This is a genomic window from Streptomyces sp. NPDC020807 (assembly GCF_040641575.1).
In the GTDB taxonomy this organism is placed as follows: Bacteria; Actinomycetota; Actinomycetes; order Streptomycetales; family Streptomycetaceae; genus Streptomyces.
Genome location: NZ_JBFADU010000021.1, coordinates 28,883 through 52,409 on the forward strand (window position 1 = coordinate 28,883; position 23,527 = coordinate 52,409).

Below are 23,527 nucleotides of genomic sequence, written 5' to 3' on the forward strand. Positions count from 1 at the left end.
ATGGACCGACTGCTGAGCGTTGACCAAGTAGCCGAGCTCCTCGGCACCACCGTGCGGTTCCCCCGGCGGCTCATCGAGGAGCGTCGGATCACCTTCGTGAAGGTCGGCCGCCACGTCCGCATCCCCGAGAGTGCCGTCACCGCCTTTATCGCCGCGAACACGGTTGAGCCGGTCACCTATGTCTTGAGGAGCGTGGCCTGATGGCGAACAGTAAGGGCAGGCGGAGTCGGTTCGGCAGTGTGCGACAACTCGCGTCCGGCCGCTGGCAGGCGCGCTACCGCGACCCGCTGTCGGGTGAGACCAGGCCGGCGCCGCACACCTTCGACACCAAGACTGACGCCCTCGTGTGGCTGACTACCATCGAGGCGGAGATCATCCGGGGTACCTATCAGGCTCCTGACGCGGGCATGGTCGCCTTCGGGGCGTACGCCGATGACTGGTTGAAGCACCGCAAGCTGGAGGACCGCACCCGGGAGCGGAGCGAGAGCGTGATTCGGGTGCACATCAAGCCGACCTTCGGCGGCGGAACGGTGGCTGCGATCACCACGCTCCGCGTCCGAGCCTGGCGGACCGCGCTGCTGGAAAGCGGCGTGGGTGAGCCGACCGTGGTCAAGGCGTACCAACTCCTCCGCGCGATCCTGAACACGGCCGTCGACGACGAGCTGATCCGCCGCAACCCGTGCCGGATCAAGGGCGCCGACCGCTACGACGTCCCGGAGCGGCCCATCCTCACCGTGGGCGAGGTGTACGCGGTGGCTGGTGCCATTCAGTCGCGCTACCGGGCGCTGGTTCTCCTTGCGGCCTTCACCACGCTCCGGTTCGGCGAGCTGGCGTCGTTGCGCCGCCGGGACCTCGACCTGACTCGTTGCGTGGTCATGGTCCGCCGGACCCAGGCCGAGCTGCAGAACGGCACGCTGGCCGACAAGGCTCCGAAGTCCGCTGCCGGTGTCCGGCCGGTCGCCTTCCCTGCCGAGCTCGTCCCCGAGCTGGTTCGCCACCTGGAGCACTTCGCCGGTACCGGGCAGGACGGGCATCTGTTCCAGGGGCCCCGTGGCGGTCTCCTGCGGCGGAGCAACTTCCGGGACGACTGGACCGCCGCCCGGGCCGCCGCCGGCGTCTCCGAGGACGTGCACTTCCACGATCTCCGCCACACCGGGAACACCCTCGCCTCCAGCGCCGGGGCCAGCACGCGCGAGCTCATGACGCGGATGGGTCACAGCACGACCCGGGCCGCGCTGATCTATCAGCACATGACGAGCGACCGTGATCAGCACATCGCGGGGAAGCTCGGCGAGATGATTCGGCAGGCCCGGAAGGGCAGCGATCCGGGGCCTTCTGGCACGTAGGTGGCACGGCCGTGATCATGCAGAAGGGCCAGCATCAGGGGAATGTACCCCTGAGCTGGCCCTCTGCGCTGTGCCCCCGGCAGGATTCGAACCTGCGACACCCGCTTTAGGAGAGCGGTGCTCTATCCCCTGAGCTACGAAGGCGCGCTGACAGCCTAGCGGATGGGGATCAGGGAGTTCGCGCCTGTTCTGCGCGAGGTGCGGGAGCGGGTCGGGTCCGGGGTGGGTTGACCCGTGGAAGCGTGGCGCATACCGTCGCCGTGCAACGTGGGTAAGCAAGCGCTTAGGAGGTCCCGGTGGAGCGTGCGGTGGAGCGGTTGACCGCCGACGGAGGGCCCTTCGCCGTCGCCGGCGGCGTGTACGTCTCCGGTCCCCAGACCCTACGGGAGTTCGTCGAGGTCGTGTGGGGGTACGGGGACCGGGTGTTCCTCGTCGCCGAGGACGCCACCTACACGTACCGGGAGTTCTTCGACGCGGCCTGCGGGCTCGCCCGGCAGCTTGTTCAGGAGTACGGGCTCCGGCCCGGTGACCGCGCCGTCGTCGCCATGCGGAACCTGCCCGAGTGGCACGTCGCCTTCTGGGCCGTCCAGCTCGCCGGCCTCGTCGCCGTGCCCCTCAACGCCTGGTGGACCGAGGACGAGTTCGCGTACGCCCTCGACGACTGCTCGCCCGCCGTGCTCCTCGTCGACGGGGAGCGGGTCGGGCGCGTGCGCGCGTGGGCCGTCGCCCACCGTGTGCCGGGGATCGTCTTCCAGGGGCACGAGGAGGAGAAGGAGGGGGAAGGGTTCCGGGCCTACGTTCCCGATCTCGACCCCTACCTCGGGCCTCCGCCGGTCGACGTCCTTCCCGACCACGACTCCACCATCATCTACACCTCCGGCACCACCGGCCGTCCCAAGGGTGCCGTCGCCACCCACCGGGCGCAGGTCGGGGCCGCCATGAACCCGGTGTACTTCGCCGCCTCCGCCGCCCTCGCCCGCGGTGACGTCCCCGGGACCGGGCCCACGCCCGTCTCCCTCACCACCTTTCCCTTCTTCCACGTCGCCGCCTTCACCTCCTTCTACGCCGTCATGGCCGCCGGCGGGACGCTCGTCATGATGCGGAAGTGGGACGCCGGGCGCGCCCTGGAGCTCATCCGGGAGCACTCCGTCACGCACTACGCGGGCGTCCCCACCACCGCCCTCCAGCTGCTCGCCGCCGCCCGGGAGAGCGGGGACGCCCTGGAGAGCCTCGTGCTGCTCTCCACCGGCGGTGCCGCCGCGCCTCCCGGCATCGTCGACGCCATCACCTCCGCCTACGGCGAGCGCGTCGAGCCCCGCAACGGCTACGGGCTCACCGAGACCTGCGGGGGCGTGCTGTCGAACGTCGGCGCCGAGTACCGCGCCCACCCGCGCAGCGCCGGGCGGCCCTCGCCCGTCACCGAGGTGCGCGTCGACCGGCCCGACGCGGACGGCGTGGGGGAGCTGTGGCTGCGCGGGCAGAGCCTGATCCGCGGGTACTGGGGGAACGAGGAGGCCACGCGTGCCGCCTTCTCCGACGACGGGTGGTTCCGGACCGGGGACCTCGCCCGCGTCGACGGGGAGGGGCGCGTCACCGTCGTCGACCGGCTCACCGACATGGTCGTCCGCGGCGGCGAGAACGTGTACTGCGTCGAGGTCGAGACCGCCCTGCACGAGCACCCGGACGTGCTCGACGCCGCCGTGCTCGGCGTTCCCCACCCGCTGCTCGGGGAGGAGGTCGTCGCCGTTGTGCGGGTCCGCGACCGGGCGGGCGCGGACGTCGAGGCGCTCCGCGCGCACGTCGGCGCGCGGCTCGCCGCCTTCAAGGTGCCGTCCCAGGTGGTCGTGCGGGAGGACGAGCTGCCCCGCAACGCGACCGGGAAGATCCTCAAGCGTGAGTTGCGGGCCGTCTTCGGCGGTACGTGACTCAGTTCCGCGTCACCCTGATCCGGTACGCCCCCGTCGGCTCCTCCGACAGGACGCTGATCCGGACGCCGTTCGCCCGGTCCGTGAACGTCTCGCCGGGGCGGTACGGCGCGTCCGACAGCTCCGCGTGGACGTTCGGCCGCCGGGTGCAGCCGCCGCTCGCGCGGTCGCTGTCCGAGACGGTCACCGGGCCGTGGCCGGTGTCGACGTCCGACTCGACCCGGTAGACGAGCACGCCCTGCTCGCAGACCGCCTCGTCGTTGCCCTCCTTGCTGCGCACCTCCACCGCGTACCCGGAGGTGCCCGACAGCGGGACGAAGGCGAGCTTGGGGCCGCCGGCGACGGCCAGGGGGGTGAGCGTGTAGTCGGTCGAGCCGGTCCGGGACGCGCAGCTGATCTGGTCGTTGTCGAGCCAGCCCAGCTTCCACTTGTGCCAGCCGAGCAGGTCGTTGTTGGCCCCCCAGTCCTCGGACATGATGTCCCAGTGCCCGACGGTGCCGCCGCCGTCCGCCGTGTAGAGGTCGGGCAGGCCGAAGACGTGGCCGTTCTCGTGGGGCAGGACCCGGTAGCCGGTCTCCGCGAAGCTGCCCGAGCCGTCGTCCTGGCGGCTGTAGACGAAGGACGTGTTCGCGAGCGGCACCCCGTCGGCGTAGGGGGCTTCGTCGTTCCCCGAGAAGGTCACCGACAGGACCGTGTCGAGGGCGGAGGGGCCCGCGTTCGGCGTCACGAGGACGTTCACGAGGTCGTACGCGCTGAAGTCCACCCGCGCGTCGGCCGCCTTCACGATGTCCTCGACGAAGGCGCGGTAGCCCGGCTCGTACGGTGAGCCGCGCTCGATCCCGTACGAGGAGAACGCCCGGGGCATCCGCAGCCAGTCCGTCACCGGGACCTCGGCCTGGTACTTCAGGCGTCCGTACGAGCTCGTGCGGAACCAGTCGGCGGTCTGCGGGAAGAACTCGCGGAAGCGGCTCGTCGCCGTGCCCTCCCCGGCGGCGTCCGGGAAGTCGACCATCAGGTTGAGGGCCCTGACGCGGCCCGTGGAGCGGACGTACCCGGGGGCCGTGGGCAGCCCCTCCGACATCTGCACGCCCATCGTGGTGGCGATCCGGCACGGCCCGAGCTGCGCGCCGCTCGGCGCCGCGGCCACGGGGCCGGCCGACGCGGGAACGGGGTCGGGCAGCGTCGTGCTCGCGGAGGCGAGCAGTGCGAGGGAGAAGGCCGCGGTCGTCGCCAGGGCGACGGGTCTGCGTATCCGTCGGCGGGGGTGCTGCATCCGGGCGCCTCTCCGGTGGGGGGCAGGGCGGGGCGGCAGGACCGGTACGAAGATCGGCGCCGTGCGATCAGCCTGGGGCGCGCGGGGCGGGCGCGCGCGTCGAGAGGGACCGATCGTGTGGACACGCCCGGATTCCGCGCGGCGTGTCGCGGCCATTCTGTGTGACCTACGTCACATGGCGAGGGGGAAATAAGTGGGGACGCCATCCCCGTTTGAACCTGTGTTCGCCGAAGTGGGGACTTCTTCCCCGGATGATTCGGATGGGTTCGACTCAGTGGAGGTAGTGGCGTGAGCACCAGCTCGGACACCGCGCCCGTCCGTCGCGTCCCCCGGCCGCGCGCCGACGCCCTGCGCAACCGCGAGCGGATCGTCTCCGCGGCCCGGGAGATGTTCGTCGAGTTCGGCCCCCAGGTGCCGTACGACGAGGTCGCGCGCCGCGCCGGCGTCGGGAACGCCACGCTCTACCGGAACTTCCCCGAGCGCGCCGACCTCGTCCGCGAGGTCGTCCTCTCCCTCATGGCCGGCGTCACCGAGCTCGCCGAGCGCGCCGCCGAGGAGGAGGCCGACACCTTCGCCGCCCTCCGCCGCTTCACCCACGCCGCCGCCGACGCCCGCATCGGCGCCCTGTGCCCGATGCTCGACGGCGCCTTCGACAAGGACCACCCGGACCTGGTCGCCGAGCGCGACCGCCTCGAAGAGGCCGTCCAGGGCCTCGTCGGGAGCGCGCAGGCGGCCGGGCGGCTCCGCGCCGACGTCGGCGTCGGCGACCTGATGATCGCCGTCTCCCAGCTGACCCGGCCGCTCCCGGGCACCGCCTGCCTCGACTTCGACCAGTTCGTCCACCGTCACCTCCAGCTGTTCCTCGACGGCCTGGAGGCGCCCGCCCGCTCCGTGCTGCCAGGGGCTCCCGCGACCCTGGAGGACCTGAGACGCGACGCGTCCTGCGAGCGGTGACGCCGCGCACCCAGCTTCGACACCCCCTTACTTACGTCCCTTTTTCGCCTGTACGCACCAAGAGGTGGCTACCCCCATGTCAAAAACTCCTGCCGTCCAGTCCGGAGCCGGAGCCGGCGCCGCGACCGAGCCCGACCCGGGCCGCTGGAAAGCCCTCGTCTTCATCGCGCTCGCCCAGCTGATGGTCGTCCTCGACGCGACGATCGTGAACATCGCCCTGCCCTCCGCCCAGCAGGACCTCGGCATCTCGGACGGCAACCGGCAGTGGGTCATCACCGCCTACGCCCTCGCCTTCGGCGGGCTCCTCCTCTTCGGCGGCCGCATCGCCGACCTGTGGGGCCGTAAGCGCACCTTCGTCGTCGGCCTCATCGGCTTCGCCGCCGCCTCCGCCCTCGGCGGTGCCGCCAACGGCGAGGCGATGATGCTCGGCGCCCGCGCGCTCCAGGGCGCCTTCGGCGCGCTGCTCGCGCCCGCCGCGCTCTCGCTGCTCGCTGTCACCTTCACCGACGCGAAGGAGCGCGCCAAGGCCTTCGGCATCTACGGCGCCATCGCCGGTGGTGGCGGTGCCGTCGGTCTGATCCTCGGCGGCTTCCTCACCGAGTACCTGAACTGGCGCTGGACCTTCTTCGTCAACATCCCGTTCGCGATCGTCGCCGCCATCGGCGCGTACCTCGTCATCCGCGAGCCCGCCGGCGGCCGCAACCGCTCCCCGCTCGACATCCCCGGCGTGATCCTGTCGACCACCGGTCTCGTCGCGCTCGTCTACGGCTTCACCCGCGCCGAGTCCGAGGGCTGGAGCGACGCCGGCACGATCGCCATGTTCGTCAGCTCCGCCGCCCTGCTCCTCGCGTTCGTGTTCGTCGAGGCCAAGGTCAAGCACCCGCTGCTGCCGCTGCGCGTGGTGACCGACCGCAACCGCGGCGGCGTCTACCTCTCGCTCGGCCTCGCCGTCATCGCGATGTTCGGCCTCTTCCTCTTCCTCACGTACTACCTGCAGGTCGTGAAGGGGTACTCGCCGGTCCAGACGGGCTTCGCGTTCATGCCCATGATCGTGGGCATGATCATCGGCTCGACCCAGATCGGTACGCGCCTGATGACCCGCGTCCCGCCGCGCCTGCTCATGGCGCCGGGCTTCCTCACCGCCGCCCTCGGCATGCTGCTCCTGACCCAGCTGGAGATCGGCAGCTCGTACGCCGGTCTGATCATGCCCGCGCAGCTGCTGCTCGGCCTCGGCATGGGTACGGCGTTCATGCCGGCGATGTCGCTCGCGACGCTCGGCGTGGACCCGCGCGACGCCGGTGTGGCCTCCGCGATGGTCAACACCTCGCAGCAGGTCGGCGGCGCCATCGGTACGGCCCTGCTGAACACGATCGCCGCCTCGGCGACGACCGCGTACCTCACCGACCACGCTGCCGGCGCGACCACCCCGGCCGCGCAGAAGCTGGTCCAGCTCCAGGGCATGGTCGAGGGCTACACGGCGGCCATCTGGTGGGCCGTCGGCATCCTGGCCCTCTCGGCGGCGATCGCCTTCGTCCTCATCACCACCGGGAAGCCGGGCGGCGGGGTCGTCGCCGGGTCCGGCGCGAAGGACGGCGACGAAGCGATGGTGCCGGTCATCGCGCACTGATCACCGCAGCGCAGGGCCTGCCCTGGTTCCGCGAGCGCCCGTACGGCGCTCAGCGGAGCCAGGGCAGGTCCGCGTCCGGGCCCGTCGGCTCCAGGCCCTCGGCCACCGTCCGCATGATCGCGCCGAGCTGGCCGACCTGTTCGGGTGAGAGGCGGTCGAAGAGGGCCTGGCGGACGGCGGAGACGTGGCCGGGGGCGGTGCGCCGCATGACCTCCACGCCCTCGTCCGTCAGCTGGGCGTACTGGCCGCGCCGGTCGGTCGGGCAGTCCTCGCGGCGGACCCAGCCGTTCTTCTCCAGGCGGGCGACGGCGTGGGAGAGCCGGGAGCGGGTGATCTTGGCGTGCTGCGCGAGCTCCGTCATGCGCAGGCGCAGGCCGGGGGCCTGGGAGAGCTGGACGAGCAGGCCGTAGTAGACGTGCGGCATCCCGGCGTCCCGCTGCAACTGGCGGTCGAGGTGGTCGTCGAGGAGCGTGGTGGCGTGCAGGTACGCGCGCCAGACGTGCTGTTCGTCGTCGCTGAGCCAGCGCGGCTCGGCCTGTCGTTCTCCCATGGTGTGCATCGTACGACCCATTCTTGAAAGTTGAACTACATGGCTCTAGGGTGGAGCTATTAGCTTGAAGTTTCAAGCGTTGAGCTGTCGCCGCGTGGCACGCGCCACCCGGGGACGAGACGCAGGAAGGCCGGTCGGACCATGGACGCCACGCTTGAGCGGATGCCCGCCCTCTACCTCTCGCACGGCGCCCCGCCGCTCGCCGACGACCCGGTCTGGCCCGGCCAGCTCGCCGCCTGGTCCGCGGAGCTGCCCCGCCCCCGGGCGATCCTGATGGTCTCCGCCCACTGGGAGGAGGCCCCGCTCGCCCTCGGCGCCACCGAGACCGTGCCGCTCGTCCACGACTTCTGGGGCTTCCCCGAGCACTACTACCGGGTCCGGTACGCGGCCCCCGGCGCCCCGCGGCTCGCCGAATCCGTGCGGAAGCTGCTGCGCGCGCCCGGCGTCCCCGTCCAGGACATCCCCGACCGGGGCCTCGACCACGGCGCCTACGTGCCGCTCGTCGAGATGTTCCCGGACGCCGACGTCCCCGTCCTCCAGATCTCCCTCCCCACCCTCGACCCGCGCCGCCTCATGGACATCGGCCGCAAGCTCGCGCCGCTGCGCGACGAGGGCGTGCTGATCGTCGGCAGCGGGTTCTTCACCCACAACCTGGCCGCGCTCCGGCACACCGGGCCCGGCGTCCCCGGCTGGTCGGCCGAGTTCGACGACTGGGGGCACCGCGCCCTGGAGGCCAAGGACGTGGACGCGCTCCTCGACTTCGAGCACAAGTCCCCGGCCGGCCGCCTCGCCCACCCGCGCACGGAACACTTCGCACCGCTCTTCGTCACCCTCGGCGCCGCGGACGCGGCCGGCGACCTCGACTCCGAGCGGTCGGTGATCGACGGCTTCTGGATGGGCCTCGCGAAGCGGTCCGTCCAGTTCGGCTGAGAGACAGGGGTACGCCGCCGCGCTAGAGCGCCGGTGGATTCAGCTCGATCGAGCGGACGGCGGCGGCCAGCGCGAGCGGGCCGCCGACGTCGAGGGCGGTGTCCGCGAACTTGATCGTGTGGTCGTCCCCGTGCGCCGCCGCCCGCGCGAAGACCTCCTCGGCGGTCGCGGACACGTCGCCGTGCGGGGCGGGGTCCCGCGGCGTGTAGGCGGCGGTCACCGCGGCCGACGCCGCCCAGGCCGCGCCCAGGCTCGGCACCCACAGCTCGCGGGGGAGCGCGGGCAGGGCGCGCAGGACGGCGTTCGGCGCCGTCGCCGCGTGCACGAGCATGATCGGCTCGCCGTGGCCGTGGGTCGCGTACCGGTGGGTCGCCGCCGCCACGAGCTCCGTGAGCATCGCCTTCGCCGCGTCCGGGCCGGGCGCCGCGCCCCACTCCGGGATCCCGGTCAGCTGCGCGAGCCGCGCCCGGATCCCGCCCGCCTGATCCGGAACAGGCGGTACGGCTCCGAGGGCCGCCGCCGCGCTCGGCGCCGCCGGCAGCGGCGCGAGCGGGGGCAGCGGCTGGTGGCGGGCCGCCCAGTAGCCGAGGGCGTGCGCCAGCTCGGCGCGCCGGGGCGCCGTCTCCTCGGTCGTCAGCAGGGTCCGTACGGCGTGGCCGGTGCGGATCACCGGATGCGTGGCGCCGCCCGCGATGCCTGGCAGCAGCCGGGGCCACCAGGTGGCGAGGACCTCCCGCCAGGGGTGCTCGTCGAGAGCGCGGGCGAAGAAGCGGGTCCAGTCGGTGATCCGGACCGGGTCGCCGAGCGCCTCGCGCCAGGTCGCGGCGGTGACCGGGGTGTGCGGGGCGGGGGCGTCCTCCAGCTTCGGCGCGTAGGCGTCGAGCCAGCGGTGGACGGCCGGGGCCTGGCCGTGGCGGACGAGGGCCTCGACGGCCATCGGCGCGTGGTTGGTGAGCCAGCCGTGGCGCTCGGGGCCGGTGGCGTGGAGGCGTTCGAGGGCTTCGTCGAGGGTGCCGGAGGCGTCACTGGGCATACGGGCACCGTAGGCAGGGGGACCGGCGGGCGGTAACGGGCCCGGGACCTAGTCCCCGGGTCCGAGAACCTCGGCCGGCCGGGCAACCAGAGCGGCTGGAGTGACGTCTGAGGAGGTGGCGGCGCGTGTGATCGCGGTCTCACCGACAGGGTGGTCGGAGACCCCGCGGGCGGCGCTTCCCGACCCGCCGTTCCCGGTCTGACCTGCGTCTCCGCGGGTTCCGGAGGCACGGCTCCGGGGGCGATGGGCGCGCAGGATACTGCATGATCGCGAAAATCCTGCGTCTCCTGGGAATTCTGTCCCGATTCCGGTCGTTGTTTCCGTCGGATGCAGGGCACCCGGAAGGGTGTCGCGACCTACTCAGCAAGGGAGCACGCATGGCAACCCGTGCCGTCGCCCGTCGTCAGACCTCCGCCACGAGCGGGGCGAGCCGGGCAAGCAGCGTTCGCGCCGTGGGCGGGGACATCGCCGACCGCGACCTGGTCGGCATGTACCTCGACGAGATCGCGCGCACACCCCTGCTCGACGCCGCCAAGGAGGTCGAGCTCTCCCAGACGATCGAGGCGGGCGTCTACGCCCAGCAGATCCTCGACGGCGCTGTGACATCAGCCGCTGCCGGGGCGGGGGAGACCGAGGCGGGCGGAGCGACCCGCGAGGAGCTGGAGGCGCTGGCCGCCGAGGGCGAGCGGGCGAAGGACCTCTTCATCAAGTCCAACCTGCGGCTCGTCGTCGCCGTCGCCCGACGCTACCCGCGCAGCGGACTGCCGCTGCTCGACCTGATCCAGGAGGGGAACGCGGGCCTGGTCCGCGCGGTCGAGAAGTTCGACTACGCGAAGGGCTTCAAGTTCTCCACGTACGCGACCTGGTGGATCCGCCAGGCCATCACCCGGTCGATCGCCGACCAGTCCCGGACGATCCGGCTCCCCGTCCACCTCGTGGAGGAGCTGGGCCGCATCCGGCGCGTGCAGCGCGAGTTCAACCGGGAGAACGGCCGGGAGCCGGAGCCCGCCGAGGTCGCGGCCGAGCTGGGCTCGACGCCCGAGCGCGTCACCGACGTCCTCGACTGGGCGCGCGACCCGGTCTCGCTCAACATGTCGGTGGACGACGAGGGCGAGACCCAGTTCGGCGACCTCCTGGAGGACACCTCGGCGATCTCGCCCGAGCAGTCCGTCCTCACGCTGCTGCGCAGCGAGGAGCTCGACGACCTCATCGCCAAGCTCGACCACCGGACCGCCTCCATCATCCGGATGCGGTACGGCATCGAGGACGGCCGCGAGCGGACCCTGACCGAGGTCGGCAAGGAGCACGGACTGACCCGCGAGCGGATCCGGCAGATCGAGAAGCACGCGCTGCTCGAACTGAAGAAGATGGCCCGCGACACGGGCTTCGACGCGGTGGCGTAGGACCTGTCCGGCGGATCAGGGTCGGACAGGCCCTGAGCCTCCCGCGCAGGATCCCGGAAGGGCCCGGCCGGCGGCCGGGCCCACGGGCTCATCCGGCCGTGTCCGGCAGCGCCCTCGCCAGTCGCCCCGACAGCTTTCGCACGTACGCCACCAGGGGCTCGGGGCCGTGGACCGTGAAGTCGACGTCCATCAGGGTCAGGCGGAGGGCCAGCCACTCCACGGAGTCCGTGACGCGCGCCCGCAGCAGGCAGCGGTCCGGGTCCGCCGGGTCCGCCGCCGGCACGAGATGGGCCGGAAGCCGACCCGCGACGGCCTCCGCCGGTGCGGCGAACTCCACGTCGAGGTCGAACTCGCTCTGCGTCCGCGCCATCCGCTGCGCCATGAACGTGGCCGCGTCCCCCGCGGGCAGCTCACGGGGCGTGAAGCGCGCCCCCGTGGCCAGCGGGTCGGTCACCCGGTCGACCCGGAAGGTCCGCCAGTCCTCGCGCCCGAGGTCGTACGCGACGAGGTACCAGCGGTGCCCCGTCGACACCAGCCGGTACGGCTCCACCAGTCGCTTCGTCTCGGTCCCGTCGCCCGCCCGGTAGCCGAAGCGCAGCTTCTCCCGGGCGGTCACCGCCCCCGCGAGGGCCGTCAGGGTCGCGGGCGTGACCGTGGCGCCGTCGCCCCTGGTCAGCGGGATCGTCGCGTTCTGCAGGATGGAGACCCGGTGCCGCAGCCGCGCCGGGAGGACCTGTTCCAGCTTGGCCAGGGCCCGTACGGAGGCCTCCTCGACGCCCTCGATGGCGTGGCCCGCCCCGGCGCGCAGGCCGACCGCGATGGCGACGGCCTCCTCGTCGTCGAGGAGCAGCGGGGGCATCGCCGTGCCGGCGACGAGCCGGTAGCCGCCGACGGCGCCGAGCGTCGCCTCGACCGGATAGCCGAGGTCGCGGAGCCGGTCGATGTCCCGGCGGATGGTGCGCGGGGAGACCGCGAGCCGTTCGGCGAGCTCGCTTCCGGGCCACTCGCGCGGGGTCTGGAGGAGCGAGAGCAGATTCAGGAGTCGTGCCGGGGTGTCCGTCATGTTTTCCAGGATGCGGCCCATCTAGGACATCAGCTGACCTAGATGACTTTTATCTTCTTCGTATGAGTGCACACGAAGCCGTCACGGACGCGGCCCCCGCCGAAGCGGCCCCCAAGGAGACCTCCGCCGACAAGCGGCGGTGGATCGCCCTCGCGATCGTCATGACCGCCGCCTTCATGGATCTGGTCGACGCCACGATCGTCAACATCGCGATCCCCAGCATCGAGCGCGATCTCCACGCCTCCTTCGGCGCCATCCAGTGGATCACCGCCGGATACGCGCTCGCGTTCGCGGCCGGTCTCATCACCGGCGGACGGCTCGGCGACATCTACGGCCGCAAGCGGCTCTTCCTCCTCGGCACCGCCGGCTTCACGCTCGCCTCGGCGCTCTGCGGCTTCGCCGCCAACTCCGAGATGCTGGTCGCCTCCCGCCTGCTCCAGGGCGCGGCGGCGGCGATGATGGTGCCGCAGGTCCTCTCGATCATCCACGTCACCTTCCCCGCGCACGAGCGCGGCAAGGTGTTCGGCATGTTCGGCGCGATCATCGGCCTCGGCGCGGTCTCGGGACCGCTGCTCGGCGCGCTCCTCACGGAGTGGAACATCGCGGGCCTCGAGTGGCGCCCGATCTTCCTGATCAACCTGCCGGTCGGCATCGCGGGCCTCGTCCTGGGCCGGAAGTTCATCACCGAGTCGAAGGCGCCGAAGGCGCTCCGCCTCGACATCGTCGGCATGCTGCTCGTGACGGCGGCGCTGCTCATGCTGATCTACCCGCTGACGCGCGGCCGTGAGCTCGACTGGCCGCTCTGGGGCCACCTGATGATGGCCGGCAGCCTCGTCGTCTTCGCCGCGCTCGTCGCCTACGAGAAGTACAAGACGAGGAAGGACGGCTCGCCGCTCGTCGAGCTGTCGCTGTTCAAGGTGAAGAGCTTCGCGGCCGGCATCGCTGTGCAGCTGACCTTCGGCATCGTGCTCGGCATCTTCTTCCTGGTCTGGACGCTCTACATGCAGATCGGGCTCGGCTGGAGCGCGCTGCGGGCGGGCCTCACCGGCGTCCCCTTCTCCATCGCGGTCTCCACGGCCGCCGGTCTCTCCGTGCAGAAGCTGGTCCCGCGCTTCGGCCGCAAGGTCCTCCAGGCGGGCGCGCTCACGATGATCGCGGGCATCCTGCTCTACTTCTTCGTGGCCGGGCGGTACGGGAACGGCATCGAGTCCTGGCAGATGATCCTGCCGCTGGTGGTCATGGGCCTCGGCATGGGCCTCATCGTCGCCCCGCTGACGGACGCGGTGCTCTCCGAGGTCCCGCGCGAGCACGCCGGTTCGGCCTCGGGCCTCATCAACACGACGGGCCAGATGGGCAACGCGATCGGCCTCGGCCTCGTCTCGGTCGTCTTCTTCGGCGTCATCGACGACCGGCACCTGGAGCGGGCGCAGTCCCCGTCGGCGGTCGGCGAGGCGTTCACCGACGCCTTCCAGAACTCGCTCGGCTGGGCGGCGGTCGTACTCGCCGGCATCTTCCTGGTGATGTTCGCGCTCCCCTCGAAGCCGAAGCAGCACCTGGAGGGCGGCGAGGGCGACGAGGGCGCCCCCGGGTCCGGTTCCGGGTCCGTGTCCGAGGCGGGGTCCGGGTCCGGGTCCGCCGGTAAGGAACCGGTGCTGACGCACTGATCCCGGCGGCGGGGTCGGAAGCGGAGAGAGGGGCGGTGCGCCCGCGGTGCGCACCGCCCCTCCGGCGAGTTCCGGCCCCCGGCCCGGACCAGGGCCCTCGCCTGAGGGACCGGATCCGGGCCGGGGGCCGGGAAGAGGGAGCGCGGGCCAGGGGGTGTCTCAGAGGACCCGGGAGCGGGACTCCATCGCCCTGCGGGCCGTCTCCTCGTCCTCGTACACCTCGCACATGTGGCGGCCGTCCGGGGTCGCCGTGTGCTCGACCTCCCAGAGGCTGACCTCGCTGCCGTCGAGCAGCAGGAACTGGTGCTCGTAGAGGGTGAAGCCGGCGTCCCGGCCGCCCTCGACCGCGCAGGCGCGCCCGAAGGACTGGGTGATGTGGTGCGCGAAGGCGAGCCGGAGGCGCCGGGCGGTCTCCTCGCCCGGCCGGTCCGCGTTCTCCGCGCGGCGCAGGACGCGGCGGGCGTGGTCGGCCGAGTTGTCCGGCACGTACATCCGCGGCTGGGCCGGTATGGGGCGGGCGAGGAGGGTGCTCAGGAGGGCGATGTCGTCCTCGTCGTCCTCGTCGAGCGGGCGGCCGTCGGCGCGCTCGACCGTCCAGCCCGTCATCGGCCCGACGGGCAGCCGGGAGGCCGCGAGCCTGGCCTCCGACTCCTCCCGGTACAGCTCGTGCTGGTCGGTGCCGTCCCGCCCGGCGTTGTGCGTGAGCTCCCAGAGGCTGACCGCGCTGCCGTCGGCGAGCAGGTACGTGTGCCGGTGGGTGCTGCGCCGGAGGGAGGCGCTGTGGTGGGAGGAGTGCAGGGCGGTGGAGTGTGCGAGCGCCGTCCCGAGGCGCTCGACGAGGGAGTCGGGCAGGTCGAAGGAGTTGAGCGCCCTGCCGAGGAGCTGTTCGAGGTGTGCCTCGGTCGTCTCGCTCGTCTCGCTCGTCTCGGGCGCCTCTGTCATCTCTGTCGTCTCGGTCGGAACGTGAGATTCCCGCGGATCATTCAAGAGGGTCTCCAGGCCAGGCCGTCGCCGCTTGTCACTTGGTGCTTGCACAACGTAGTGCCTGGGTCTGACATCGCGTCCGGCGTTCCGGAAAACGAGGACTCCGGGCGGGAGGTTCCCGTCGCACCAAAGCTGACTTGGGTTCAACTTCCCTTCCGTTACCGGGAGTACGACTCCGCTTCCGGCCCGTAGAGCTCGCGGTACGAGGGGAAGTCGCCGCCCGGACCGCGCTGCCCGCCCGGCGCCGCGAGCAGCGCCCTGACGATCGCGCGGGTCACCAGGTCGGCCCCGGCCGCCAGGATCTCGTTCAGCGCGAGCGGCCCCGGCCCCTCCGGGAGGTCGCGGCGGCCGGTGGAGACCGCGAAGACCGTGTCGCCGTCGTTCATGAGGTGCACCGGCCGCACGGCGCGCGCGATGCCGTCGTGCGCCGTCCCCGCGACCTTCCGCGCCTGCGCACGCGTCAGCACCGCGTCCGTCGCGACGACGGCGAGCGTCGTGTTCAGCGGGGGACGGGTGCTCGCCGTCCGGGCCTCCGCGAGGCGCCGTACCGCCGCCGCGTGCACGGCCTCCGCCGGGGCGCGGGGCACGCCGCCCTCGAAGAGGCTGCCGTACGGGACGCCGGTCGCCGGGTCGACCGCCGCACCGGCCGCGTTCAGGACCACGAGCGCGCCGACCGTGATCCCCGACTCCAGGACGGCGCTCGCCGTGCCCACCCCGCCCCGCAGCCCGCCGGCCACGGTCCCGGTGCCCGCGCCGACCGCGCCCGTCGCCACGCGCGCGTGGTCCCCGCTCGCGTACGCCGCCTCCACGGCCGCCCGGCCCGTCGCGGCGTCCGGCCGGGCGGCGAAGTCGCCGCCCCGCCCCAGGTCGAAGACGCACGCGGCGGGCACGACGGGCACCACGTGGGACGGTTCCGGACCCACCCGGACGCCCCGCCGCCGCTCTTCCAGCCAGCCCATGACACCGGCGGCGGAGTCGAGCCCGTACGCGCTGCCGCCGGTGAGGACGACGGCGTCGATCCGCTGGACCACGTTCCGGGGGTCGAGCGCGTCCGTCTCCCGCGTCCCCGGCCCGCCGCCCCGCACGTCCACGGCGGCGACCATCCCGCCCTCGGGCGCGAGCACGACGGTGGTCCCCGTCAGCGCCCCGACCTGCTCCACGCGCGCGTGCCCCACGCGTATCCCGGCGACGTCGGTGATCCCGTCGCGCCCACCCGCCTCGCTCACCCGTTCGGCCTGCGTCATGCCCCCTGCCTACCACGGCACGGCAGGCCCCGCCCGTGCCCGCCCCGCCCGTGCTCCCCCGTGCCCGTGCCCCCCCCCGTGCCCGTGCCCCCCGTGCCCGTGCCCGTACCCGTGCCCGCCCCACCCGCGCCCGAGTGCCAGGCGCCCGCCTCACCCCCGCCCGAGTGCCCGGCGCCCGCGTCGCCCGTGCCCGCCCCCGCGTCACCCCTTCCCCAGCAGCGCGCCCACCTCCGCGGCGACCCTCACGCCGTCCACGGGCCAGGTGGTGTCGACGACCACCGCCGGCCCGCCGACCCCCAACGGCCCGGGCCGCGCCGCCCACCCGGCGACCCGCTCCCGCAGCGCCTCGGGCGTCAGCTCCCGGTCGAGGTGCCCGGGATGCCGCTGACGGGACCGGAACCGCTCGGCCACGAGCGCGACGTCACACGCGCAGTGCACCTCGACGAGCCGCCCGCCGAGCGCGCGGAGCCGCGCGGGCGAGCTGTCCCGGTGCCACCAGTTGACGAGTACCGCCCGCCCCGCGTCGGCGGCCGTCGCGTACAGCACGTCGTCGGCGGCCCGGCTCAGCCGCCGCCGCCACTGCTGGTCGCCGACGCCGAGGGAGTCGTACAGGGCCTCCAGGACGACGTCCTTGTCGATCAGCGCGAGCCCGAGCTCCGCCGCGAGCCCCCGCGCCAGGGTCGTCTTCCCGCTGGCGGGCAGCCCGGACACCACCACGAACGCGTTCCCGCCCCGCTCCGTCACGCGAGCGCCTCGTCCGTGTCCCGGCCGCCCGTCCTGGCCGTCAGGGTCACGCCGGTCGCGACCGCCGCCGCGGCCACGAGTCCGGCGGCGAGGACCGCCCAGCGGCCCGCGAAGGTGCACAGGAGGATCGCGAGGGAGGCTCCGGGGAGGACGAGCTGCTGGGCGATGCCGACCTTGAAGTAGCGGGCGTGGAGCAGCCAGACGGAGAGCAGGAAGACGGCCGACGGGATGGTCACCGCGGCGGAGGCGGCGAGCCGCGAGATGTGGGCCTCGCCCACCGCCTGCTCGACGGCGATCTCCAGGCCCGCGCCGACGGCGGCGGCCGAGGTGAAGATGACGTAGTGGCCGTAGCCCCAGAGGAAGCCCTGGCGGCTCGACGTCAGCCGGTCGTGGGCCGGCACCACGAAGTAGATCCACCAGGCGGCGAAGACGATCAGGAGGCCGCCGGCGGCGATCGGCAGGAGCTCGTCGAGCGCGTCGTGCTCGACGATGCCGGACTTCACGGCGACGGTCGCGGCGGCGACGGTCTCGCCCAGCACGATGATCGTGAACAGGCCGTACCGCTCGGCGATGTGGTGCGGGTGCCAGGTGCTGGGCGCGTCCTTCTCCGCGTACACCGGCACGGCCATCTCGGCCAACGCCAGCACCAGGAAGACCCAGCCGCGGGCCGCCTCCGGGACGAGGAGCAGCGCCGCCCAGCCGATCTGCACGGCGACGACCCCGCCCGCGTACCGCCGGCACATCCTCCGCTCGGCCGGGTCGGTGGCGTGGCGGGAGGCGCGCAGCCACTGGAAGGCGAGCGCGAGCCGCATGACGACGTAGCCGATGTAGACGACGAGGAAGTCGTGCTCCTCGAAGGCCCGCGAGACGCCGGCGGCGAGGATGAGGACGCCCGCGATCTGGACGAGGGTGACGACCCGGTAGAGCACGTCGTCGTTGTCGTACGCGGAGGCGAACCACGTGAAGTTCATCCACGCCCACCAGATGGCGAAGAAGACCATCCAGTAGTTGATGACCCCCTCGCCCGTGTGGCCCTCCGCGACCGCGTGGACGAGCTCGGCGCCGACCTGGGCGACGGCGACGACGAAGCAGAGGTCGAAGAAGAGCTCCAGGGAGGTCGCGGTCCGGTGGGCCTCGTCCCGGGAGCGTGCGGTGAGGGGGAGGAACGGTGGCGTCGTTCGGGTCGTCATCGCCCCAGGAGAGCAGAGGGACGGGATGTTTTGGCGTAGGCGAACGCACGGACATGTGCGTGTACGCGCACAGCGGCCGCTCCCGGCGTCCTCGCGCCGTCCCCGGCGGCCCGCCCGGCTCCCGGCGTCCTCGCGCCGTCCCCGGCGGCCCGCCCGGCCCCCGGCCGCCCCCTACGCCGCCGCCCGCGCCCAGACCACCGGCGCCGCGGCCGCCCGCGCGTACCGCCCCGCCACCAGACCCGCCGTCCTCTGGTGGTCCGCGAGCGGCTCCCCGACCGCCCACACGTCAGGGACCTCGGCGAGCGCGCGCGTGAAGCGGCCCGGGGCCAGGAGGTGGGTGGCGACGGCGACGCGGCGGAAGCCGCAGGCGTGGAGCCGGGCGACCGCCTCGGCCGGGGCCGGCTCGCTCGCCGAGCAGTACGCGGCGGTCACCGGGACCGGAAGGAGCGTGCCGAGCTGCCGGACCGCCGTCAGGGTGCCCTCGTTGCCGCCGGGCCGCGAGGAGCCCGCGCCCGCGACGACGACCGCGTCGGCCGGGCCGCCCGCCGCCCGTTCGGCGGCCCGCAGCCGGTCGTACAGCGCGAGGGCCACCCCGTGCTCGCCGCTGAGCCCGCGCGTGACCGCGCAGTCGAAGTGGCGGGCGACGGACGGGATGTCGACCGTGCGGTGGTAGCCGTCGCCGAGCAGCAGCGGCACGACGACCGCGCCGGGCCGGTCCGCGAGGACGTACGGGAGGGAGGGCGTCTGGTGGTCGAGGTGGCCGACGGCGACCGGCGCGCCGGTCAGCCCCCGCACCGCGTCCGCGAGCCGTTCGACGGTCGCGCCCGCCTCGGGGACGGCGCTGCCGTGCACGGCGAGAACCAGGTCCCGCATCCTCGGGTCACCTCCAGACCGGACGGCGGGCCATCCGGCGGCGGTGTCGTACGCCGCCGGTGGCCTCGCTCCCTCCACGCTAGGCCCCGCCGCGGCCCGCGCGGCGCCGCCGTTGGACCCCGGGGACAGGGCCACAAGTCCCCGTTTCTCGGGCCCTTCACGCGCCGACACGCCGTGGCGGCCCCCCTACGGTCGAAGAGGAACGCCCAGCCCCCTCGCGACCCCCACGGAGACCGCCATGGCCGCCGCCCAGCGGACACAGTCCCTCGTCCTGATCGGCCACGGCATGGTCGGCCACCGGCTCCTGGAGGCCCTGGCCGAGCGCGGCGCGCTCGCGGACCCGGCCGTCCCCGACGGCCCCGGCTGGCAGGTCACCGTCCTCGCGGAGGAGGACGTCCCCGCGTACGACAGGGTCCACCTCTCCTCCGTCTTCAGCGGCACGGAGCCCAACCAACTGGGTCTCTCCACGCCCGAGTTCCTCGCCGGGCACGGCATCGACCTGCGGCTCGGCGACCCCGCCGAGCACATCGACACGACGGCCAGGACGGTCACGACGACCTCCGGCGCGGTCGTCGCCTACGACGCCCTCGTCCTCGCCACCGGCTCGTACCCCTTCGTGCCGCCGATCCCCGGCGCCGACGCGACCGGCTGCTTCACGTACCGCACGCTGTACGACGTCGACGCGCTCACCTCGTACGCCGAGGGTGCCCGCACCGGCGTCGTCATCGGCGGCGGACTCCTCGGTCTGGAGGCCGCGGGCGCGCTCCGTACCCTCGGACTCGCCACGCACGTCGTCGAGTTCGCGCCCCGGCTGATGCCGCTCCAGGTCGACGACGGCGGCGCGGCCGCGCTGCGCTCCACCATCGAGTCGATGGGCGTCGCCGTGCACACCGGCGTCGGCGCCGCCGAGGTCGAGACGGACGCCGACGGCAGGGCGACCCGGCTCAAGCTGTCGAGCGGCGAGCGGCTCCCCGCCGACGTCGTCGTCTTCTCCGCCGGGGTGCGCCCCCGGGACCGCCTCGCCCGCGAGGCGGGGCTCGCGGTCGGCGACCGCGGGGGAGTGGCGGTCGACGAGCGCTGCCGGACGACCGACCCGTACGTGTACGCGATCGGCGAGTGCGCGCAGACGGCCGACGGCCGGGTGTACGGGCTCGTCGCCCCCGGCTACCAGATGGCGGAGGCCGTCGCCGACCAGCTCGCGGGCGACGGGACGACCGTCTTCACCGGCGCCGACACCTCGACCAAGCTGAAGCTGATGGGCGCGGACGTGGCCTCCTTCGGCGACCCGTTCGCCGACGGCCGCGACGGCGGGCCTCGCGCCACCCAGATCGTCTTCTCGGACGGCCGCGAGGGCGTCTACAAGAAGCTGCTGCTCGGCCCCGACGGCCAGCTCCTCGGCGGCATCCTGGTCGGCGACGCGGAGGCGTACGGCTCCCTCAAGCCGCACGCGGGCACGGGCGCCAGGCTGCCCGCCCCGCCCGAGGCATTCCTGCTCCCGGCCGGCGGCGGCGCGGAGCCGCCCGGCGCGGACGCGCTCCCCGACGACGCCGTCGTCTGCTCCTGCCACAACGTGACCAAGGGCGCGGTGACGGCGGCGATCGCCGAGCACGGCCTGACCGACGTCGGCGGCGTCAAGCGGTGCACCAAGGCGGGCACGGGCTGCGGCGGCTGCGTGAACACCCTCCAGGCGGTCCTGGACGCGGCCGGCGTGGAGAAGGCGCGCGGCCTGTGCGAGCACTTCCCCGAGCTGTCCCGCCCCGAGATCTACGAGCTGATCCGCACCGAGCACATCCGCTCGTACACCGAACTCCTGGAGCGGTACGGCTCCGACAGCGCCCGCGCGGCGGCGGCCGGCGGCGTCTCCGGCTGCACGGTCTGCAAGCCGGTCGTCGCCAACGTCCTCGGCACGCTCGCGCCCGAGCTCGGCCTGACGCACGTCCTGGAGGGCGAGCAGGCCTCGCTCCAGGACTCCAACGACCTCTTCCTCGCCAACCTCCAGAAGGACGGCACGTACTCGGTCGTCCCGCGCGTCCCCGGCGGCGAGACCACGCCCGAGCAGCTCATCGCCATCGGCGAGGTGGCCCGCGACCACGGCCTCTACAGCAAGGTCACCGGCGCCCAGCGGATCGGCCTCTTCGGCGCTCGCAAGGAGGACCTGCCGGTCATCTGGCGGCGCCTGATCGACGCCGGCTTCGAGTCCGGGCAGGCGTACGGGAAGTCGCTGCGGGCGGTCAAGTCGTGCGTCGGCTCCCGCTTCTGCCGCTTCGGGCAGGGCGACTCGGTGCAGCTCGCGATCGACCTGGAGCTCCGCTACCGGGGCCTGCGCACCCCGCACAAGTTCAAGGGCGGCGTCTCCGGCTGCCTGCGCGAGTGCGCGGAGGCCCGCGGCAAGGACATCGGCGTCATCGCGACCGCCGGCGGCTGGAACCTGTACGTCTGCGGCAACGGCGGCACCACCCCGCGCCACGCCGAACTCCTCGCCTCCGACCTGTCGGCCGGTGAACTCTTCGCCCTCGTCGACCGGTTCCTCATGTACTACATCCGGACGGGGGAGCGCCTTGAGCGCACCTCGGCGTGGGTGGAGCGGATGGAGGGCGGGCTCGACCACCTGAAGGAGGTCCTGGTCGAGGACTCCCTCGGGATCTGCGCCGAGCTGGAGGCGCAGATGGAGCGGCACGTGGCCGCGTACCGCGACGAGTGGCAGGCCGTCCTCGACGACCCGGAGGCGCTGGCCCGCTTCGCACCGCACGTGGACGGGGTGGAGTTCCTGGAGCCGGGCCGCGGCCGGGCCGCCGTCCTCGCGGACGGGACCGAGGCGGCGCTGTTCCGGGACGGGGACGGGGCGGTGTACGCGGTGGGGAACCGGGACCCGTTCTCGGGCGCGGACGTGATCGCGAACGGGATCATGGGCAGCCGGGACGGGGTGCCGGTGGTGGCCTCGCCGATGCACAAGCAGGAGTTCGACCTGCGGACCGGGGCGTGCCTGGACGACCCGGAGGTGTCGCTCCCGGTGCTGCCGGTGCCTCCGGCCCGTCCGTGAGGGGACTCTCGGCCCGGCATCGCGGCGACCATCGGCACTCACGCACCCCTCATGCCGCGGCGCAGCCTGGAAGAGCAGGAAAAAGTCTGCGAATCAGTCTGCGAACAGCCCGCGAAAAGGCAGGGAAGCGCCATGAGTTCCGTAGTCCAGACCCAGGACGGCAGAAGGACGGGCGGCACCGCCCCGTCGTACGACACGGAGCAGTACCGCCCCGGCCGGCCCATCACCGACTGGGAGCCGGAGAACGAGCTCTTCTGGAAGTCGATCGGCAAGAAGGTCGCCACCCGCAACCTGTGGATCGCGGTCCCCGCCCTGCTCGTGGCGTTCGTCGTCTGGCAGGTGTGGTCGGTCACCGCGACCAACCTGAAGGACGTCGGCTTCGGCTTCTCCACCTCGCAGCTGTTCTGGCTGACCGCCATCCCCGGCCTGACCGGCGGCACGGCCCGGATCTTCTACACCTTCCTCGGCCCGATGGTCGGCCAGCGCCGCTTCACCGCGCTGTCGACGGTCGTCCTGATCGTGCCGCTGATCTGGCTCGGCATCGCGATCCAGGACCCGACCACCCCGTACGGCGTGATGGTCGCCATCGCGGCCCTCTGCGGCATCGGCGGCGCGAACTTCGCCTCCTCCCTCGCCAACATCGGCTTCTTCTTCCCCAAGGCGAAGAAGGGCAGCGCGACCGGCATCAACGGCGGTCTCGGCAACCTCGGCGTCTCGGTCGTCCAGCTGCTGACCCCGATCGTCATCACCTGGTCGACCATCGCGATCGGCTCGGCCCAGCACAAGGCCGACGGCACCCCGGTCTACCTGCAGAACGCCGCCTTCATCTGGGTCCCGGTCCTGCTCGTCCTCGCGGCCGTCGCCTGGTTCGGCCAGAACGACCTGAAGGTCGCCTCGACCCCGTTCAGCCAGCAGAAGGTCATCTTCAAGCGCAAGCACAACTGGCTGATGACCTGGCTGTACGTCGGCACCTTCGGCTCCTTCATCGGCTTCGCCGCCGCGCTGCCGATGCTCATCAAGACCACGTTCCCGGACTACTCCGTCGCCACCTACGCCTGGATGGGCCCGGCCGTCGGCGCCCTCGCCCGCTGGGGCGGCGGCTGGATCGCGGACAAGTGGGGCGGCGCCCGGGTCACGATCCTGTCCTTCGTGGGCATGGCCGTCTCCATCATCGGCGTGATCAACTTCCTGCCCTCGGGCGGTGACGGCGGCTCGTTCTACGGCTTCTTCTTCTGCTTCCTCGCCGCGTTCTTCTTCTCCGGCATCGGCAACGGCTCGACCTTCCGGCAGATCCCGGTCATCTTCCGCGGGACCCACCTCAAGGGCCTGGAGGAAGGCACCCCGGAGTACGCCAAGGCGCTGAAGCAGGCGGAAATGGAGTCCGGTGCCGTCACCGGCTTCACCTCGGCCATCGCGGCCTACGGCTTCTTCTTCATCCCGGCCCTCTTCGGCTCGGTGGCCGTGACCAGCGCGATGTGGGGATTCGTCGCCTTCTACGTCAGCTGCATGGTCGTGACCTGGTGGTTCTACGCCCGCAAGAGCGCCGAGGCGCCCAGCTGATCCCCAGCTGACCCCCGTACCACCACGCTCCCGGAAGGCCCCGCCGCGGCGGGGCCTTCCGGCGTTCCCGTAAAGGGACCAAAGGCCGTCGACCGGTGACCAATGCCGCCGCAAATGATCGATC

19 protein-coding genes and 1 tRNA gene are annotated in these 23,527 nt (G+C 72.9%); 10 read left to right on the top strand and 10 right to left on the bottom strand.

Going from position 1 to position 23,527, the window contains the following annotated elements:
• Together AB0G79_RS25615 and AB0G79_RS25620 are read left to right on the top strand one after the other, a co-directional pair.
• The gene (locus AB0G79_RS25615) at window positions 1-201 is read left to right on the top strand and encodes a helix-turn-helix domain-containing protein (protein ID WP_360810282.1); all 201 of its coding nucleotides are present in this window, start codon (window positions 1-3) and stop codon (window positions 199-201) included.
• Entirely contained in the window at window positions 201-1,346 is a 1,146-nt protein-coding gene (locus tag AB0G79_RS25620; protein WP_360810284.1) for a tyrosine-type recombinase/integrase, read from the top strand. The genes AB0G79_RS25615 and AB0G79_RS25620 overlap by 1 nt, the downstream gene beginning before the upstream one ends.
• Before the next feature lie 71 nt (window positions 1,347-1,417).
• Here AB0G79_RS25620 and AB0G79_RS25625 read toward each other — a convergent pair.
• Window positions 1,418-1,490, bottom strand: a tRNA-Arg gene (locus AB0G79_RS25625).
• A gap of 152 nt (window positions 1,491-1,642) precedes the next feature.
• On the opposite strand from AB0G79_RS25625, the gene AB0G79_RS25630 reads away from it, so the two are divergent.
• The gene (locus AB0G79_RS25630; RefSeq protein WP_360810286.1) at window positions 1,643-3,271 is read left to right on the top strand and encodes a class I adenylate-forming enzyme family protein; all 1,629 of its coding nucleotides are present in this window, start codon (window positions 1,643-1,645) and stop codon (window positions 3,269-3,271) included.
• Between the two features lies 1 nt (window position 3,272).
• Here the strand turns inward: AB0G79_RS25630 and AB0G79_RS25635 are convergent, their stop codons facing one another.
• The gene (locus tag AB0G79_RS25635; protein WP_360810288.1) at window positions 3,273-4,544 is read right to left on the bottom strand and encodes a M6 family metalloprotease domain-containing protein; all 1,272 of its coding nucleotides are present in this window, start codon (window positions 4,542-4,544) and stop codon (window positions 3,273-3,275) included.
• Window positions 4,545-4,832: 288 nt separating this feature from the next.
• Here AB0G79_RS25635 and AB0G79_RS25640 point away from each other — a divergent pair, with 288 nt between their 5' ends.
• Both AB0G79_RS25640 and AB0G79_RS25645 read left to right on the top strand, forming a co-directional pair.
• Entirely contained in the window at window positions 4,833-5,498 is a 666-nt protein-coding gene (locus AB0G79_RS25640) for a helix-turn-helix domain-containing protein (protein ID WP_360810290.1), read from the top strand.
• 76 nt (window positions 5,499-5,574) lie between these two features.
• Window positions 5,575-7,125, top strand: a complete 1,551-nt coding sequence (locus tag AB0G79_RS25645) for an MFS transporter (protein WP_360810292.1) — start codon at window positions 5,575-5,577, stop codon at window positions 7,123-7,125.
• A 49-nt stretch (window positions 7,126-7,174) separates the two neighbouring features.
• On the opposite strand, the gene AB0G79_RS25650 is transcribed toward AB0G79_RS25645, so the two are convergent.
• The gene (locus AB0G79_RS25650; protein WP_360810294.1) at window positions 7,175-7,684 is read right to left on the bottom strand and encodes a MarR family transcriptional regulator; all 510 of its coding nucleotides are present in this window, start codon (window positions 7,682-7,684) and stop codon (window positions 7,175-7,177) included.
• 132 nt (window positions 7,685-7,816) lie between these two features.
• On the opposite strand from AB0G79_RS25650, the gene AB0G79_RS25655 reads away from it, so the two are divergent.
• A complete protein-coding gene (locus AB0G79_RS25655) occupies window positions 7,817-8,605 on the top strand; it encodes a class III extradiol ring-cleavage dioxygenase (protein WP_360810297.1) in 789 nt (262 codons plus the stop codon).
• A 22-nt stretch (window positions 8,606-8,627) separates the two neighbouring features.
• On the opposite strand, the gene AB0G79_RS25660 is transcribed toward AB0G79_RS25655, so the two are convergent.
• On the bottom strand, window positions 8,628-9,638 hold the full coding sequence (locus AB0G79_RS25660) for a questin oxidase family protein (protein WP_360810299.1): 1,011 nt from the start codon (window positions 9,636-9,638) through the stop codon (window positions 8,628-8,630).
• 377 nt (window positions 9,639-10,015) lie between these two features.
• Here AB0G79_RS25660 and AB0G79_RS25665 point away from each other — a divergent pair, with 377 nt between their 5' ends.
• Window positions 10,016-11,041, top strand: a complete 1,026-nt coding sequence (locus AB0G79_RS25665; protein WP_360810301.1) for a sigma-70 family RNA polymerase sigma factor — start codon at window positions 10,016-10,018, stop codon at window positions 11,039-11,041.
• A gap of 88 nt (window positions 11,042-11,129) precedes the next feature.
• On the opposite strand, the gene AB0G79_RS25670 is transcribed toward AB0G79_RS25665, so the two are convergent.
• The gene (locus AB0G79_RS25670; RefSeq protein ID WP_360810303.1) at window positions 11,130-12,104 is read right to left on the bottom strand and encodes a YafY family protein; all 975 of its coding nucleotides are present in this window, start codon (window positions 12,102-12,104) and stop codon (window positions 11,130-11,132) included.
• Window positions 12,105-12,166: 62 nt separating this feature from the next.
• On the opposite strand from AB0G79_RS25670, the gene AB0G79_RS25675 reads away from it, so the two are divergent.
• A complete protein-coding gene (locus tag AB0G79_RS25675; RefSeq protein WP_360810305.1) occupies window positions 12,167-13,768 on the top strand; it encodes an MFS transporter in 1,602 nt (533 codons plus the stop codon).
• Window positions 13,769-13,927: 159 nt separating this feature from the next.
• On the opposite strand, the gene AB0G79_RS25680 is transcribed toward AB0G79_RS25675, so the two are convergent.
• The 5 genes from AB0G79_RS25680 to AB0G79_RS25700 form a co-directional block, all read right to left on the bottom strand.
• Window positions 13,928-14,710: a DUF6227 family protein gene (locus tag AB0G79_RS25680; RefSeq protein ID WP_360810307.1), complete on the bottom strand. Its 783-nt coding sequence runs from the start codon at window positions 14,708-14,710 to the stop codon at window positions 13,928-13,930.
• Window positions 14,711-14,910: 200 nt separating this feature from the next.
• Window positions 14,911-15,996 (bottom strand): P1 family peptidase, encoded by a 1,086-nt coding sequence (locus AB0G79_RS25685; protein WP_360810309.1) that lies wholly within the window; start codon window positions 15,994-15,996, stop codon window positions 14,911-14,913.
• Between the two features lie 201 nt (window positions 15,997-16,197).
• A complete protein-coding gene (locus AB0G79_RS25690) occupies window positions 16,198-16,740 on the bottom strand; it encodes an AAA family ATPase (RefSeq protein ID WP_360810311.1) in 543 nt (180 codons plus the stop codon).
• A complete protein-coding gene (locus AB0G79_RS25695) occupies window positions 16,737-17,930 on the bottom strand; it encodes a low temperature requirement protein A (RefSeq protein ID WP_360810313.1) in 1,194 nt (397 codons plus the stop codon). The genes AB0G79_RS25690 and AB0G79_RS25695 overlap by 4 nt, the downstream gene beginning before the upstream one ends.
• 171 nt (window positions 17,931-18,101) lie before the next feature.
• A complete protein-coding gene (locus AB0G79_RS25700) occupies window positions 18,102-18,803 on the bottom strand; it encodes a CbiX/SirB N-terminal domain-containing protein (RefSeq protein ID WP_360810315.1) in 702 nt (233 codons plus the stop codon).
• Between the two features lie 238 nt (window positions 18,804-19,041).
• Between AB0G79_RS25700 and nirB the strand changes: the two genes are divergently transcribed.
• Complete coding sequence (gene nirB / locus AB0G79_RS25705) at window positions 19,042-21,843, top strand: nitrite reductase large subunit NirB (protein WP_360810317.1); 2,802 nt, start codon at window positions 19,042-19,044, stop codon at window positions 21,841-21,843.
• A 132-nt stretch (window positions 21,844-21,975) separates the two neighbouring features.
• Window positions 21,976-23,403 (top strand): MFS transporter, encoded by a 1,428-nt coding sequence (locus AB0G79_RS25710; protein WP_360810319.1) that lies wholly within the window; start codon window positions 21,976-21,978, stop codon window positions 23,401-23,403.
• Window positions 23,404-23,527 lie beyond the last annotated feature (124 nt).